The organism is Microbacterium horticulturae (assembly GCF_029094505.1).
Classification (GTDB): Bacteria; Actinomycetota; Actinomycetes; order Actinomycetales; family Microbacteriaceae; genus Microbacterium; species Microbacterium horticulturae.
This window is the reverse complement of sequence record NZ_CP119108.1, coordinates 2,310,606-2,324,713: the sequence shown is the minus strand read 5'-3', so window position 1 is coordinate 2,324,713 and position 14,108 is coordinate 2,310,606. Positions and strand designations below refer to the sequence as shown.

Below are 14,108 nucleotides of genomic sequence, written 5' to 3'. Positions count from 1 at the left end.
CTTCAGTCGTCACAGATGACCGCTTTTTCCCCGCAGACTGGTCATCCGTGGCGACTGAAATCGCGGCGAAGAATTCAGTCGTCACAGATGACCGCTTTTCGTGCGGAAGATGGTCATCTGTGACGACCGAACACCGCACGCCTCGGACCGATGTCTGCACGCGCCAGGTCGGCCGCGACGCCGCCACGCTGCACGTGGCCGCCGAGTACGGCCTGGCCTGAATCAGGCGCGCGGCACGTAGTTGCCGTCTTCGAGCCCCGCTTCGATCTCGAAGCGGTTGCGCAGGGGATCGGTTCCGGCGAACAGGTAGAGGAACGGCATGAGGATGCCGTAGCGCTGCCATTGCCGCGCGTGCACGGCCTCGTGGCGCAGCACCGACGCGCTGGGCGTGTCATCGCCGGTGAGGAAGCACCGGCCCACGCAGACGCCACCCCGGCGGAAGGTGCGCGGCGGCATCCCCTGGAACACCCACAGCTCACCGTGCCGCTCGATGCGGCCCGTGCTCCAGATCGACCCCCAGATCCAGCCGACCGCCGTGCCGTACCAGGCGCCGGCGCGGCTGATCGGTGAGTCGAGCAGAAATGCGGGGATGAGCCGGTCCCACCTCCGGCCGCGGGCGACGGCGCGGTCGGCGCGCTCGCGCCAGCCGGTGGGCGGCGTAGGGATCGGGCTCATGCGAGCGCTCCGACCAGGCGCAGGATCGTGCCCAGATCGTCGACGGCGGCATCGGGGGTCACCGGGGCGAAGCCGGTCAACGACGCGCCGACGAGCGGCGCGTGCGCGCGCAGGCGCCCGATCGCCGTCACCAGCTCGGCCGCGTGCGCGCCGAACGGCACGGCCATGTTCACACCGGTCATCTCGGTGGGGTCGAGCACGTCGAGGTCGATGTGCACGTACACGGCCGCGGCATCTCCGACAGCCTGCACGAGCGCGTCGGGGTCGGCGAGGCTCTCGGCGAAGAGATGTCGCATGCCGGTGGCGGCGAGGTAGTCGTCTTCGGCTGTCTCGAGGTCGCGGGTGCCGACGAGCACCGTGCGTTCGGGGGTCAGCCCCGGTCCGGTCAGTGACGGCTCGCCCTCGCCGAGAGCGGCGCGCAGCGCCATGCCGCCGAAGGCCCCGGTGGGCGACGACTCGGGTGTGTGCAGATCGCCGTGGGCGTCGCACCAGACGACCACGATGTCGGGATGCCGCGCGGCAGCGTGCGCGATCGCGGCGACGGCGACGCCGCAGTCTCCGCCGACGACCAGAGCGTGCTCATCGGAGGCGCCGAGCTCTTCGTCGAGCAGGCGCCGGGTGTGCTGGAGGGCGCTGAGGCGACGCACGGCGGTACCGAGCGACTCACCGGCCTCGAGGGGCACCTCCACATGCGTGCAGGCGGAACGAGGGAGATCCCCGGCGATGGCGGTCGCGCCGTCGACGAGGAGCATGGCGCGCGACGACACCGACCCCTGCCACTGTGGCGCGATGATGAATCGGGTCATCGACACTCCTCACTCCACGCCGCGCACTCGGAGACGGCGGGATGCCGCGGCCCGCGCGCGTCACGCGGCCGCGGCACCCTCATCCTGTCACTGACCGGGCGTGTACGGCGCCGACGAGATCTCCGCGGCGGCGGCGGGTGCGGCCACGGCCGGCTTGTTTCCGGACTTCAGCGCGGCCAGCCGGGCATCGACCTCGGTGAGCTCGCCGATGTCGTCGAGCGAGTTGAACTGTGCGTCCAGGCTCGACGCGGCCAGCTCCTGCTTGCCCTGGGCAAGCGCCTCTTCGCGACGGATCTTGTCTTCGAAGCGTCCGAGGTCGCTCGTCGGGTCCATGACGTCGATGGACTTCACGGCGTCGGCGACCTTGTTCTGGGCCTCGGCGGTCTTCTGCCGTGCTATCAGCTCGGACGACTTGGCCTTGAGCTGGTTCAGCTTCTCCTTCATGCCGTTGAGGCCGTCCTTGAGCTTGGCGACCGCGTCGTTCTGCGCAGCGAGCTGCGGCTCGGCGGCCTTCGCCTCGTTCTCGGACTGGATCTGCCGCTGCAGGGCGACCTTGGCGAGGTTGTCGAACTTGTCGGCGTCGGCGGTGTCTCCCGACGCGCGCAGCTCGTCGGCCTTCTTGCTGGCGGCGAGGGCCTTGTTGCCCCACTCTGTCGCGGCCTGGACGTCCTCTTCGTGGTCGCGCTCGAGCAGCCGCAGGTTGCCGATGGTCTCGGCGATCGCCGACTCCGCGTCGGCGATGTTGTTCGTGTAGTCGCGCACGAGCTGGTCGAGCATCTTCTTGGGGTCTTCGGCAGAATCCAGCATCGCGTTGATGTTCGCGCGCACGAGCGTGGAGATCCGGCCGAAGATGGACTGCTTGGCCATCAGGGTTCCTTCCTGTCGAGGGTCATTGTCGAATCGAGACTGTGGGTGCCGGTCAGAAGCGACCACCTCCCCGGCGGCCACGGGTGCCCCCGCCGCCGAAGCTGCCGGCGCTGAAACCGCCTCCGCCTCCGCGACTCCGACCGCCTCCACCGCCGAAGCCGCCGCCGAATCCGCCGAAGCCGCCGCCCCGTCGGGCTCCGCCTCCGCCGAGCAGCGAGTTGATGACGATGCCGCCGAGGACGGCGCCCATGACGTTGCCGCCCCCGCCGCCCGAGCCGCCGCCGAAGAGGCCGCCGGCGCCCGCCCCGCCGAAGCCGCCGACGTCGTTCTGCGCGAGTTGCAGGGCCTGGCCGGCGAGTTGATCGGCGCGCTGCGCGTGCTGCAGTGCCTGGTCGGGTGCGGTGGTCTGCAGCTGCTGCGCCTGCGCGAGCTCGGCGCCGGCCTGTGCAAGACGCGTGCGGGCATCGGTGCCCACGGCCCCGCGGCGGGCGGTGACGTAGTCCTCGGCGGCCGACACCTGAGCCTGAGCCTGCATCATCATCTGGCCGAGCATCTGCTGGGCGCGCTGCGCGCGGGTCGCGGCATCCCGCGCACCCTGCAGCACCTGGTCGATCTGGGCGTTGACGGCCTCGAGCGCCTTGAGCGTGGCCAGCGGATGCTTGCTCGCGGCCGCCATGTCGGCCTTGGCCGCGTCGACCTGCGTGCGGGTCGCGGCCACCGCGGCGGCCACCTGGCCGTTCGGGTCGGGCACCGCGCCGGCCAAGGCGATGTCGCCTTCGAGGTCGACGATCATGGCGGCGATGCTCTTCTCGCCGGTGGCCAGGTCAGACCCCAGCTTGCCGATCGCGTCTTCGAGGAGCTTCGCCTGGTCGACGGCCTGCTCGGCCGCACGGATGGCGACAGCGGCCTGCCCGCCGTCGCCGGAGGCCAGATGCTGCTGCGCCTGCGTGAGCTGCTCGTCGGCGAAGGCGAGCCGCTGCTGCGCCTGCGCCGGGTTGTCGGCCACGGTGGCCAGCGCCTCGGGCGCGTATGACGCCTGCAACTGCGTGAGCGTCGCGGTCGCAGCATCCATCGCCGCTGCCGCCTTCTCGCGCTCGGTCTGCACCTGCGCCAGGGCCTGCGGCGCGTTCTGCTCGAGTTTGCGCAGCTCGTCGAAGGCGGCGGCCTTCTCGTCGAGGAGCTTGTTCGCGTGCGTGCACAGGTCCACTATCTGCGTGTTCCAGGCCCGCTGCTGCTCGTCGGTGTCCTCTTCGGCATCATCGAGCTTCTGCTTGAGCGCGAAGGCCTGGTCGAGGTCCTTCTTGGCCTGCTGCACCGCGGTGGTGAAGTCAGCGGTGGCCGCATCGCCGAACTGGGCGGCGGCGAATCCGAGCTCCTGCTCGCTGGTGCGCACGGCATCATCGGTCTGCACGAGGGCGGAACCCGCGCGGCGCGCGAGCTCGGCGGTGCTCAGCTTCTGCAGCGCGGGGCCCGACGCGGTGGCGGTCTTCTTGCGGCGGGAGCGAACGATGAGCCAGACGATCACGATGATCGCGACGATGACCAGGATGATGACGACGATCCAGACGATGCCGTTCGAGCCGCTCGCCGCGCTCGAGGCCCCGCCGGAGCCGCCGCCGGCGGCGTCCTTCAGACCGTCGGCCGCGGCGCTGACCGCGCCGGCCCAGTTTCCGGCCGACAGCGTCGGCTGGATTCGCTCGTTCTCGATGTTTCCCAACGCCTCTTCGGAGACGGGGCCCGCCGAGTCGCCCGACAGGTAGAACTGCCGCGAGTCGACCGCGATCGCCAGCAGATACTGGTTCGGCCCGAGGCCGTTATCTTCGGCGGTCTGGTTGGCCCAGTCCTCCGACGAATCCGCGCCGGTGAAGGTGGAGACGAAGACCGTCCACAGGTTCATATCGGTGCTGTCGGCGAAGTCTTGCGCCGCCCGCTCGGCGTCGGCGAGCTCCGACGAGCTGAGCACACCGGCGTCGTCGAGGACGTAGTCCTGGCCGAGCGTGACCGGGTCGGTGGCGCTCGCGGCGACGGCCGGGGCCAGAACGAGGGCGGCGCACGCCGCGACGACGGTGATGAGGCGGCGTAGACGCATCCGTGTCCCTCCCCCAGGACGCTTGCTTGAAGGCGAGTCTATTCAGTCTCGGGCATATGACGGTAGGGGGTGCGTCGCTGCCGGCGATGCGGTTCGCGGGCGGCTACGCTTACCGGTTCGGAAGGGTCTGGGGCAGGGGAGGTTCGCCGATATGGACGACCGCTATGGGGCCGATGTGCTCGCGTCGGGATGGCGCACCCAGTTCCAGCGCGAGCTGGAGCGCGTGCCGGCAGACCGCGACGTGGTCGTCGAGGTCGCCGAGGACGGGTACTGCGGCGCAGTCGTCTCGGTCGAAGGCGGTCTCGTCGAGCTCGAAGACCGCCTGGGCAAGCGGCGCGTGTTCCCGCTCGGGCCGGGCTTTCTCGTCGACGGCGAGCCGGTGATCCTCGCCCCGCCGACGCCGAAGGCCGCGCAGAGCGGGCACACGCGCACGGCGTCGGGATCGTTCGCCGCCGCCGACCAGCGCGCCCGCGTGGCACGCGCGAGCCGCATCTTCGTCGAGGGCCGGCACGACGCCGAGCTCGTGGAGAAGGTCTGGGGCGCCGACCTGCGCGCCGAGGGCGTGGTGGTCGAGTATCTGCAGGGCGTCGACCTGCTGGATGCCGCGCTGCGCGACGACCCGCCGTCGGACAGTCGGCGCTACGGGGTGCTCGTCGACCACCTGGTGCCGGGTTCCAAAGAGGCGCGCATCGCCGAGGCCGTGGAGCGGGGACCGCATGGTGCGCACGTGCGCATCGTGGGGCATCCCTTCATCGATGTCTGGCAGTGTGTGCGGCCGTCATCGCTCGGCATCTCGGCGTGGCCGGTGATTCCGCGCGGCATCGAGTGGAAGGTCGGCATCTGCCGCGCGTTCGGATGGCCCGCCGACGACCAGGCCGACATCGCGCGGGCGTGGCAGCACATCCTCTCGCGCGTGCACACCTACCGCGACCTCGAGCCGGCGTTGCTGGGCCGGGTCGAGGAGCTCATCGACTTCGTGACCGTCTGAGCGCCGCATACGCTTGTCACGTGCCCACCCCCGACCCCGACTACCGCAAGAAGACCGTCTCGTTCGTGCGCCGCAGCGGGCGCATGAGCGAGGGGCAGGAGCGCGCGTGGGCCGAGCTGTCGCCCCACTACCTGATCGACGTGCCCCGCGACGTGTCGACGACGAGTGTCGCGCGCGATGCGCACATCGATCCGGCGACGGTATGGGGGAGGTCGGCGCCGCTTGTGGTGGAGATCGGCTCGGGTCAGGGGCATGCGATCGTGCATGCGGCATCCACTCGTCCCGACGTCGACTTCCTCGCGGTGGAGGTGTTCAAGGCGGGCCTTGCCCGCACGATGAAAGACGCGGATGCTGCCGGCGCCCACAATCTGCGGCTGGTCGAGGCGAACGCGCCCGAGGTGCTCGAGCACCTGCTGCCGGCGGCGAGCGTCGATGAGCTCTGGGTGTTCTTCCCCGACCCGTGGCACAAGAAGCGGCACGTGAAGCGGCGGCTCATCGCCCCCGAGTTCACGGCGCTCGCGGCGCGCGCGCTGAAGCCCGGGGGCGTGCTGCGTCTGGCGACCGACTGGGAGGACTACGCCCTCCAGATGGTGGAGGTGATGGATGTCGCGCCCGGCTTCGATCGCGCGTTCGAGGGGGAGTGGGCGCCGAGGTTCGACGGCCGCGTCATGACCGCGTTCGAGCGCAAGGGGCTGGCTGCGGGCCGCGAGATCCGCGACGTGGCGTACGCGAGGGTCTGAGGGGGCGCTTTCGTCGCCTCGGTGCGCGCGTCAGCGAGGGATGTCGCGGCTGCGCCTCGTGCGGGATGCGAAGAGGGCCCGTCCTTGTGGACGGACCCTCTCCACGTCTCGTGCCCCCGACAGGAATCGAACCTGCGACCTTTGGTACCGGAAACCAACGCTCTATCCCCTGAGCTACGGAGGCGTACCGATCAAGACTATCAGTGCGAAGGCGCCGCCTCAGACCGCGGTGCGGACCCGCTCCGTGAACCAGAACACGCCGCTCGGGAGGCGGCGATCGCCCGGGCCCGCGCCTTGGCCCCGGAGAGGTGGCATGGGGCATGCGGCGGGGCGGAGCCGCAGTAACGGGCACCCGACCGCGACGCCGCGCCGCGGCATCCCGAACCTGCGCCAGGATGGTTCGGTGACCATTCCCGCCCCCGCGCCCAAGTTCGCGGTGCTGCGCAGTTGGAAGACCGCGCCGTACCTCGTGGGCGCCGGCCTGGCGATGATGGGCGACAACATCGAGCACGTCATCACGTACCTGGTGCTGTGGAACACGTTCCACTCGCCGATCCTGGTGGGCTTCCAGCTCGTGAGCCACTGGCTGCCGTACCTGCTGCTGTCGGTGTACGCGGGCGCGCTCGCGCAGCGGTTCGACTGCCGGCGGATCATCCAGGGTGCACAGATCCTGTTCATGTTCGTGTCGTTGTGCTGGGGCATCCTGTTCCTCACCGGAACGCTGCAGCTGTGGCAGGCCTGCGTGCTCCTGGTGCTGCACGGGCTGGCGGGCTGCCTGTGGGGACCGGCCGAGCAGATGATGCTCTACGACTTCGCGGGGCGCGAGCAGCTGCCCAGCGCCGTGCGGATCAACGCGACGTTCCGCAGCCTGGGCGTGCTGTTCGGGCCGGTCGTCGGCTCGGTGCTGCTGCTGACTCTCGGCACGACGTGGGGCATCTTCGCGAACATCGTCTTCTACCTGCCGCTGACTCTGTTCCTGGCGCGCACGAAATTCACCGGGCACTCGCGTGAGGGTGTGTACCAGACCGGCCGTGTCTCGCTGTGGCAGTCGTTCCGGGTGCTGGGTACGGTGCGCAAAGACCACGTGATCATGGGGATGCTGATACTCGCAGCCCTTGCGTCGGTGTCGATCGGTGCGGTGCTGCAGACGGCGATGCCGGTGTTCGGCAACGAGCTGACGCCGGCGGGCGCCGACGGCGAACTGGTCTACGGAGCGTTGCTGTTCGCGCTGGGGATCGGCGGTGTGGTCGGCGGCTTCTTCCTCGAGGCGAGCGGCTGGATCCCGCCGACGGTGCGCACAGCGGTGATCAGTTCGATCACGTTCGGCGCGTTCGCGATGCTGTTCGCTTTCACCGGGTCGCTCGTGGTGGCCCTCATCGCGCTGGTGCTGACCGGCTTCTCGCAGATCACGGCGACCTCGACGGGGCAGGCGATCGTGCAGCTGGAGGCCCCGGCCGCCGAGCGAGGCCGGGTGCTGGGCGCTTACAGCATGTTCGGCCCCGGCATGCAGACGTTCAGCGGGGTCACGATCGGGGCGCTGGGCACGCTTGTGGGCATCCCGATCACGGTCGTCATCGGGGGAGCCGTGCTGGTGGCGGGTGCTCTCTTGACGGCGCTCTACATACGCGGGAGCGCGCGCCGCGCCGAGGTGTGACGGCGCGGCATCCGGCGATGGGGCTGGATGCCGCGAGACCGGGCACTCCTGCCCAGACCGGGGACGACGCCCGGGGTCTGGACGGAAGGCTCCCTGTCTCGGCGATGGCGGCGAAGCCGGCGATGGATGCCGCGGCCTCGCACCCGCGACCTCAACCGCGCCGGCCTCAACCGCGCCGGCCTCAGCTGCGCCGGCCTCAGCTGCGCAGGGCCTCAGCTGCGCAGCGGACGCAGAGCGTCGGTCAGTGCAACGAGCTCGTCGAACTGGGCGTGCAGCATCCGCTCATTGCTCTCGCGCGGCTGGAAGGCGCCGTCGTCGTCGAGCTGCTGGGCGGCCCAGGCAAGCTCCACGTTCGAGCTCGTGGGAACCAGACCCAGCGCCTGCTGCACCGGGCGAAGGGCGACCACGCCGCGCGTGCCGCCCGAGATGCCGCCGTAGCTGACGGTGCCCACGGGCTTTCGGCGCCATTCCTGGTGCAGATAGTCGAGCGCGTTCTTCAGGCTCGGTGTGAAACTGTAGTTGTACTCGGGCTGCACGAAGATGTACGCCTCCGCGGCATCCACTCGCGCGCTCCAGGCCTTCGTGTAGTCCTTCGTGTACTGGCGCAGGCGCGGGTGGTTCGGCTCGTCCATCAGCGGCAACGCGATCTCTTTGAGATCGGCGAAGTCGATGTCGAACCGGCCGTCGGCTTCGGCCTCCTTCAGCACCCACTGGGCGATCGGCAGGCCGATGCGTCCCTCACGCACGCTGCCGACGATGATCATCAGTCTGGTCATTCACCGTTCCTCTCCGAGATGTATTCAACGGCATCCATTCAACCCCTCCGGAAGGGTGCCTTCGACCACGGAGAGCGAAAGGGAGTGGATGCCACGGCTGAGAGCTCTGGGACGGGTGGGCTTCGGCGGCAGGCCAGAGCTGGGGAGGATCTCGGTGGCCGGTGGCCGGTGGCCGGTGGCCGGTGGCCGGTGGCCGGTGGCGGGTGGCCGGTGGCGGGTGGTCGGTGGTCGCGGTCGATGGTCGCGTGGTCGCGTGGTTGGTGCTCAGTGGTCGCGCCGCTGCGAGTCGCGGGCGAGGTGGCGGGTCGTTGGCTGGTGAGTCGCGGGTGGGCTCGCGAGTCGCGGGCAGGGCGGTGAGTTGCGGGTAGGACGGTGAGTTGCGGGTAGGACGGCGAGTCGCAGGCAGGACGGCGAGTCGTAGGTGGGTGGCGAAGGGATACCTGGCGCGGTCGACGCCGGTGCGGCCCGCGGTCGCTGAGTCTGGTGCGGCCGGGGACCGCAGAGTCTGGTGCGACTGTGTTCTGGTGGCCCTTCAGGCTGGGGAGGATGTGTGTGGTCGGTGGCAGCTGACGGTCAGGGTGGCATCAGGCGGGAATCTCGGGGCGAGGTCTTCTGGCGCCAGGATCATCGCCGAGGATCGATGAGATGTACTAAAGTAAGGACCGGTATCGGCCGAACGTGAATGTGCCGTGAAACGGACGTAAGACCGGCCACAGCGGATAAGAACTCCTCACAAAAATCCCTTGCAAGTCGTAGCGATGTTCGATACTATGGTGGTATCGGTTCATTCGGGAAGGGGGCTCGCGGTGTCAGCGTTGATGGGTGTGTCTCCGGTGTTGGCGGAGGTGGATGAGCTGTTGGATTCGCTGGTGTCGTCGCGGGAGGCGGCGGGGCGGGCGTTTGCGGCGGAGATGTTCTTCTTCGCGCGGGTTGCTGATCTGGTGCAGCGGCGTGAGGCTGAGCGGGGGGCCCGTACGGATCGGGCGGTGGTGGATGCGTCGCAGTTGGCGATGCGGGAGTTGTTCGCGGAGATCGCGGCCGGGTTGCGGTTGAGTGAGTGGCAGGTGGCGCGGAAGGTGTCGCAGGCGTCGACGCTGGTCGGGTTGTTCTATGAGACGTTGTGTGATGCCAGTGGTGGGGAGTTCTCCGGGGAGCACGCGGTCCTGATCGCGGAGGCCGGTGTGGTCATCGATGATGCGGTGGTGCGGGCCCAGTTTGAGGCGGTCGCGCGGGATATGGCGCGGGAGATGACGCCGGCGCAGTTGAAGGCGGCACTGTCGGGCCTGGTGGTCCGGTTGGATCCGGAAGGGACCCAGCAGCGGGTGCGGGAGGCGGTGGCGCGGCGGAAGGTGTCGGTGCGGGAGGTGGAGCCTGGTCTTGCCCGGATCACCGCGGATGTTCCTGTCGCGGAAGGGGTGGGCGCGGTCGGGCGGTTGCGGGAGGCGGCGGCGGTGCTGTTCGGGCAGAACCAGGCCGAGAAGACCGCGCACGAGGCCACCACCACGGCCGCGGCCGATAGTGCTGGTGCCGAACCCGCCGATATCGCCACCGACGCTGATGCGAAGACCGGTGATGCGGCCAGCGGTGCCGAAGCCGGCGCCCAGGCCGACGACTTCGACGCGGGCGGGGGTGCCGGCTCTGACGCGGACGCGGGGGACTCGGCCGGGCCGGTGTTTGATGACCGGTCGGTGGCGCAGATCATGGCGGACATGTTCTGTGACCTGCTGCTGACCGCCCCGTTCGCCGGGCATGGTGCCACGGATGATGCGCGGGATGCGCTCTCCGCGATCCGCCCCCAGGTGCAGGTCACGATCCCTGCCGAGACTCTCACCGGTGCCCGGGTGGGTGGGGCCATGGTCGACGGGATCGGCCCGGTCGGCGACGACACCGCACGGCGGCTCGCGGGCGGGGCGGGCATGTGGTCGCGGGTGTTCACCGACCCGGCAACCGGGGTTCCGGTCTGTGTGGACCGGTACCGGCCCTCGAAGAGACAGAAACGGTTCCTGCAAGCACGAGACCAGCAGTGCCGGTTCCCCGGATGCCGCCGACGCGCGGTCAAATGCGATATCGACCACACGGTTCCGCACGCCGCGGGCGGTCCGACGTGCCTGTGCAACCTCGAACACTTCTGCAAGAGGCATCACACCGTCAAACACGACACCGCGTGGGACGTCGAACAGCGCGCCGGCGGGGTACTGATTTTCACCGCACCCACGAAACGCACGTATGCGACAAGACCACCAGGCACGGTCAGATTCGAACCCGTCGCCCTGATCGACCCCGACCCCCACGACCAACACATGATCGCCACGCAATACGCGAACGACCCCGCACCCTTCTGAGCTGGGCCGGGGGGATGCGTGCGGTCCGCGTGTCAGCCGCGCAGAAGCGCCAACGCCCCGTCGCGGAGCGGCGCCAGCGCTCCTTCGAACAGTACGACCTCGTCGAGCATCGTGCGCAGCAGGCGCTCGTTGTTCTCGGTCGGTTCTTACTCGCCCTCGTCGCTGATGCGCTGGGTCGCCCATGCGAGCTCGACGTTGACGGTCGTCGGCACGAGCCCGAGGAGGGCCTCGACTGGCCGGATCGCCGCCGTCCCACGAGTACCGCGCGAGGTCCCGCCGCGGCATCGACGCGGGCGCTCCAGGCCTGCGTATGCGTCCGTCCATGCCCCATTCCGAGTGTGTCGACAGGTTACGGCTTCACCCTCAGGGGATCGTCGGGCACAAGCATCTAGAATCGGTCCTCTATGGATCCTGAAGCCCTCTCCGCAGCCTTGCTCGACGTCGTCCGCCCGCTCGCGGAGGCGCGACGAGCCGGATCCACCGAGGGCCTGACGCCCGCTGATCTGCCCCTGGAGCGGCCGAAGAACCGCGAGCACGGCGACTGGGCGTCCAACGCGGCGCTCAAGCTCGCCAAGAAGGTCGGTGCCAGCCCGCGTGAGTTTGCGGCCGAGGTCGCAGACGCGCTCGGTGACGTCGCCGGCATCGCGTCGGTGGAGGTCGCCGGTCCCGGATTCATCAACGTGCGGTTGGATGCCGCGGCCGCCGGTTCCCTCGCGAAGACCATCGTCGACGCGGGTGCCGCATTCGGCACCAACGAGTCGCAGCGCGGCAACACCATCAACCTCGAGTTCGTCTCAGCGAACCCGACCGGACCGCTGCACATCGGCCACACTCGCTGGGCGGCGCTCGGTGACTCGATGGCGCGCCTGCTGCTGGCCAGCGGGGCGACGCTGGTGCGAGAGTTCTACATCAACGACGCGGGTGCCCAGATGGAGCGGTTCGCGCGCTCGGTGCTGGCGGCCGCCAAGGGCGAACCGGCCCCCGAAGACGGCTATGCGGGTGCGTACATCGGAGACCTGGCCCGCCGCGTGCTCGAAGTCGAGCCCGACCTTCTCGACAAGCCCGCCGATGAGCAGCTGGCGACGGCACGTGAGCGCGCCTACGCCTTCCAGCTCGCCGAGCTGCAGGCCTCGCTCGAGGCGTTCAACGTGCACTTCGACGTCTGGTTCAGCGAGCGCACCCTGAAGGACGGCGACCCGAGCCTGGTCGACGAGGCCGTCGACCGGCTGCGCCAGCAGGGCCACGTGTTCGAGGCCGACGACGCCGTCTGGGTACGCACCACCGAGTTCGGCGACGACAAAGACCGGGTGATCAGGCGCTCCAACGGCGAGTACACGTACTTCGCCTCTGACGCGGCGTACTACCTGAACAAGGGCGACCGCGGCTTCGCGCACAAGATCTACCTGCTCGGCGCCGACCACCACGGGTACGTGCACCGCCTGAAGGCGATCGCGGGCGCGGCCGGTGAAGACCCGGAGAAGGACGTCGAGGTGCTCATCGGGCAGCTCGTATCGGTCAACGGCGCACGGCTGTCGAAGCGCGCGGGCAACATCATCGAGATGGACGACCTGCGCGCGTGGCTCGGCACCGACGCGCTGCGCTACTCCCTCGGTCGCTACCCGGCCGACTCGCCGCTCACGCTCGACCCCGAGCTGCTGCGCAAGCGCACGAATGACAACCCTGTCTTCTACGTGCAGTACGCGCACGCCCGCACGCACAACGTCGCCCGCAACGCCGACGACGCGGGCGTCATTCGCAGCGTGTTCGCGCCTGAGACCCTCACGCACGAGACCGAGGCGGCCCTTCTGGGTGCGCTGCAGGAGTTCCCGCGCACGGTGGCGTTCGCCGCCGAGATGCGCGAGCCGCACCGGGTGGCGCGCTACCTCGAAGAGCTCGCCGGGCTCTTCCACCGCTGGTACGACAACTGCCGCGTCATCCCGCTGGGAGACGCCCCGATCGAACCCGTGCACCACACTCGCCGGTGGCTGAACGACGCCACCGGACAGGTTCTGCGCAACGGCCTGGACCTTCTCGGAGTGAGCGCGCCCGAGCGGATGTGACCGGAGGAGAGATGGCCGAACGCCCCACCCAGCCGGAAGACCCGACGGAGCCCATCGTGGTTCCGCCGAGACCGCCGCTGCCGGGGGACGAGCAGGTCATTCCGCCCAAGCCGCCGTTGCCCGGGCCGGGGCCCGGCCCCGAGCCGCACGAGCCCGCTGCAGAGCCCGAAGCGACCACACTTCCACTCCCGGTCGTGGGGGCGCCGCAGCCGGGCTATCCGCAGACCGCCGCGTATGCCCACCAGGGTTACCCGGAGACCGCCGCCTACCCGCAGGCCGCGGCATCCACCCCGCCGCCCGCGAAGCAGCAGAAGCCGAAGAAGAAGCATCGCGCCGTGACCGCGCTCGTCACGACACTCGTCATCGTGGCGGTGCTGGCCGGCGCCGGCGTCGTCGGCTGGTTCGCCGGTAATTCCTGGCTCAAGAACAAGGTCGTCGCCGAGGTCACCGAGCAGACGCGCACGGCGCTCGACCTCGACCCCCGCGCGGAGGTCGATGTCGACGTCGACGAGCCGATGATCCCGCAGGTGGTTTCCGGGCGACTCTCGGCGCTGACCGTCACGGTGCCCGAAGCGCCGCTGGGTGGTGCGACCGGCAAGCTGACCGTGCACGCGACCGATGTGCCCACGAGCGGCGACGGCGCCGTGGGCAGTGCCGATGCGACGGTGAGCCTGACGCCCGACGCGCTCACCAAGCTCATCGGCAACTTCGATGACACCGTCGCAGGTTCGCTCAAGGTCGACGACGGCAACGTGGTCGTCGACCTGAACCCCGCCCAGTTCCTCTCCGGCATCTCGTTCGCCCTGACGTTCACGCCGAGCGCGAAGGATGGCGAACTTGTGCTCACGCCTGAGAAGTTCACGGTCGGCGGGCTGAACATGAGCGCCGACACGATCCGGGCCCGCTTCGGCAGCCTGGCCGACGGCATCCTCGCCGATCGCACCGTCTGCGTCGCCGATCAGTTCCCGAAGGGACTCAAGCTCTCGAAGATCGACGTGGGTTCCGACAGCGTCGATGCATCGTTCACGGTCGATCCGAACATGCTCTCGGACGCCTCGTTACAGAAGCCGGGCACGTGCGGCTGACCCCGCTAGACTTGCCACAACCACCC

The 14,108-nt window shown here is 69.6% G+C and carries 11 protein-coding genes and 1 tRNA gene; 6 read left to right on the top strand and 6 right to left on the bottom strand.

The features are described from left to right. Positions 1 to 222: 222 nt before the first annotated feature. From PU630_RS11215 to PU630_RS11200, 4 genes are all read right to left on the bottom strand, one after another. Positions 223 to 675, bottom strand: coding sequence for a Fe-S oxidoreductase (locus tag PU630_RS11215; RefSeq protein ID WP_275277151.1), 453 nt, complete (start codon positions 673 to 675; stop codon positions 223 to 225). Beyond that, entirely contained in the window at positions 672 to 1,481 is an 810-nt protein-coding gene (locus PU630_RS11210; protein ID WP_275277150.1) for an arginase family protein, read from the bottom strand. Before PU630_RS11210 ends, PU630_RS11215 begins: the two co-directional genes overlap by 4 nt. 87 nt (positions 1,482 to 1,568) lie before the next feature. Next, positions 1,569 to 2,348 (bottom strand): PspA/IM30 family protein, encoded by a 780-nt coding sequence (locus tag PU630_RS11205; protein ID WP_275277149.1) that lies wholly within the window; start codon positions 2,346 to 2,348, stop codon positions 1,569 to 1,571. Positions 2,349 to 2,400: 52 nt separating this feature from the next. Next, the gene (locus PU630_RS11200) at positions 2,401 to 4,437 is read right to left on the bottom strand and encodes a TPM domain-containing protein (protein ID WP_275277148.1); all 2,037 of its coding nucleotides are present in this window, start codon (positions 4,435 to 4,437) and stop codon (positions 2,401 to 2,403) included. A 151-nt stretch (positions 4,438 to 4,588) separates the two neighbouring features. On the opposite strand from PU630_RS11200, the gene PU630_RS11195 reads away from it, so the two are divergent. Both PU630_RS11195 and trmB read left to right on the top strand, forming a co-directional pair. After that, the gene (locus tag PU630_RS11195) at positions 4,589 to 5,425 is read left to right on the top strand and encodes a DUF3097 domain-containing protein (protein WP_275277147.1); all 837 of its coding nucleotides are present in this window, start codon (positions 4,589 to 4,591) and stop codon (positions 5,423 to 5,425) included. A gap of 83 nt (positions 5,426 to 5,508) precedes the next feature. Further along, the gene (gene trmB / locus PU630_RS11190) at positions 5,509 to 6,165 is read left to right on the top strand and encodes a tRNA (guanosine(46)-N7)-methyltransferase TrmB (RefSeq protein WP_275280087.1); all 657 of its coding nucleotides are present in this window, start codon (positions 5,509 to 5,511) and stop codon (positions 6,163 to 6,165) included. 111 nt (positions 6,166 to 6,276) lie between these two features. Here trmB and PU630_RS11185 read toward each other — a convergent pair. After that, positions 6,277 to 6,349, bottom strand: a tRNA-Arg gene (locus PU630_RS11185). Positions 6,350 to 6,568: 219 nt separating this feature from the next. Here PU630_RS11185 and PU630_RS11180 point away from each other — a divergent pair. Then, complete coding sequence (locus tag PU630_RS11180) at positions 6,569 to 7,819, top strand: MFS transporter (protein WP_275277146.1); 1,251 nt, start codon at positions 6,569 to 6,571, stop codon at positions 7,817 to 7,819. A 212-nt stretch (positions 7,820 to 8,031) separates the two neighbouring features. Here the strand turns inward: PU630_RS11180 and PU630_RS11175 are convergent, their stop codons facing one another. Further along, positions 8,032 to 8,595 (bottom strand): NADPH-dependent FMN reductase, encoded by a 564-nt coding sequence (locus tag PU630_RS11175; RefSeq protein ID WP_275277145.1) that lies wholly within the window; start codon positions 8,593 to 8,595, stop codon positions 8,032 to 8,034. Between the two features lie 806 nt (positions 8,596 to 9,401). Between PU630_RS11175 and PU630_RS11170 the strand changes: the two genes are divergently transcribed. From PU630_RS11170 to PU630_RS11160, 3 genes are all read left to right on the top strand, one after another. Next, positions 9,402 to 10,937: an HNH endonuclease signature motif containing protein gene (locus PU630_RS11170; RefSeq protein ID WP_275277144.1), complete on the top strand. Its 1,536-nt coding sequence runs from the start codon at positions 9,402 to 9,404 to the stop codon at positions 10,935 to 10,937. Positions 10,938 to 11,341: 404 nt separating this feature from the next. Beyond that, positions 11,342 to 12,997: an arginine--tRNA ligase gene (argS, locus tag PU630_RS11165; RefSeq protein WP_275277143.1), complete on the top strand. Its 1,656-nt coding sequence runs from the start codon at positions 11,342 to 11,344 to the stop codon at positions 12,995 to 12,997. A gap of 11 nt (positions 12,998 to 13,008) precedes the next feature. Then, on the top strand, positions 13,009 to 14,082 hold the full coding sequence (locus PU630_RS11160) for an LmeA family phospholipid-binding protein (protein ID WP_275277142.1): 1,074 nt from the start codon (positions 13,009 to 13,011) through the stop codon (positions 14,080 to 14,082). The last annotated feature ends 26 nt before the right edge of the window (positions 14,083 to 14,108 follow it).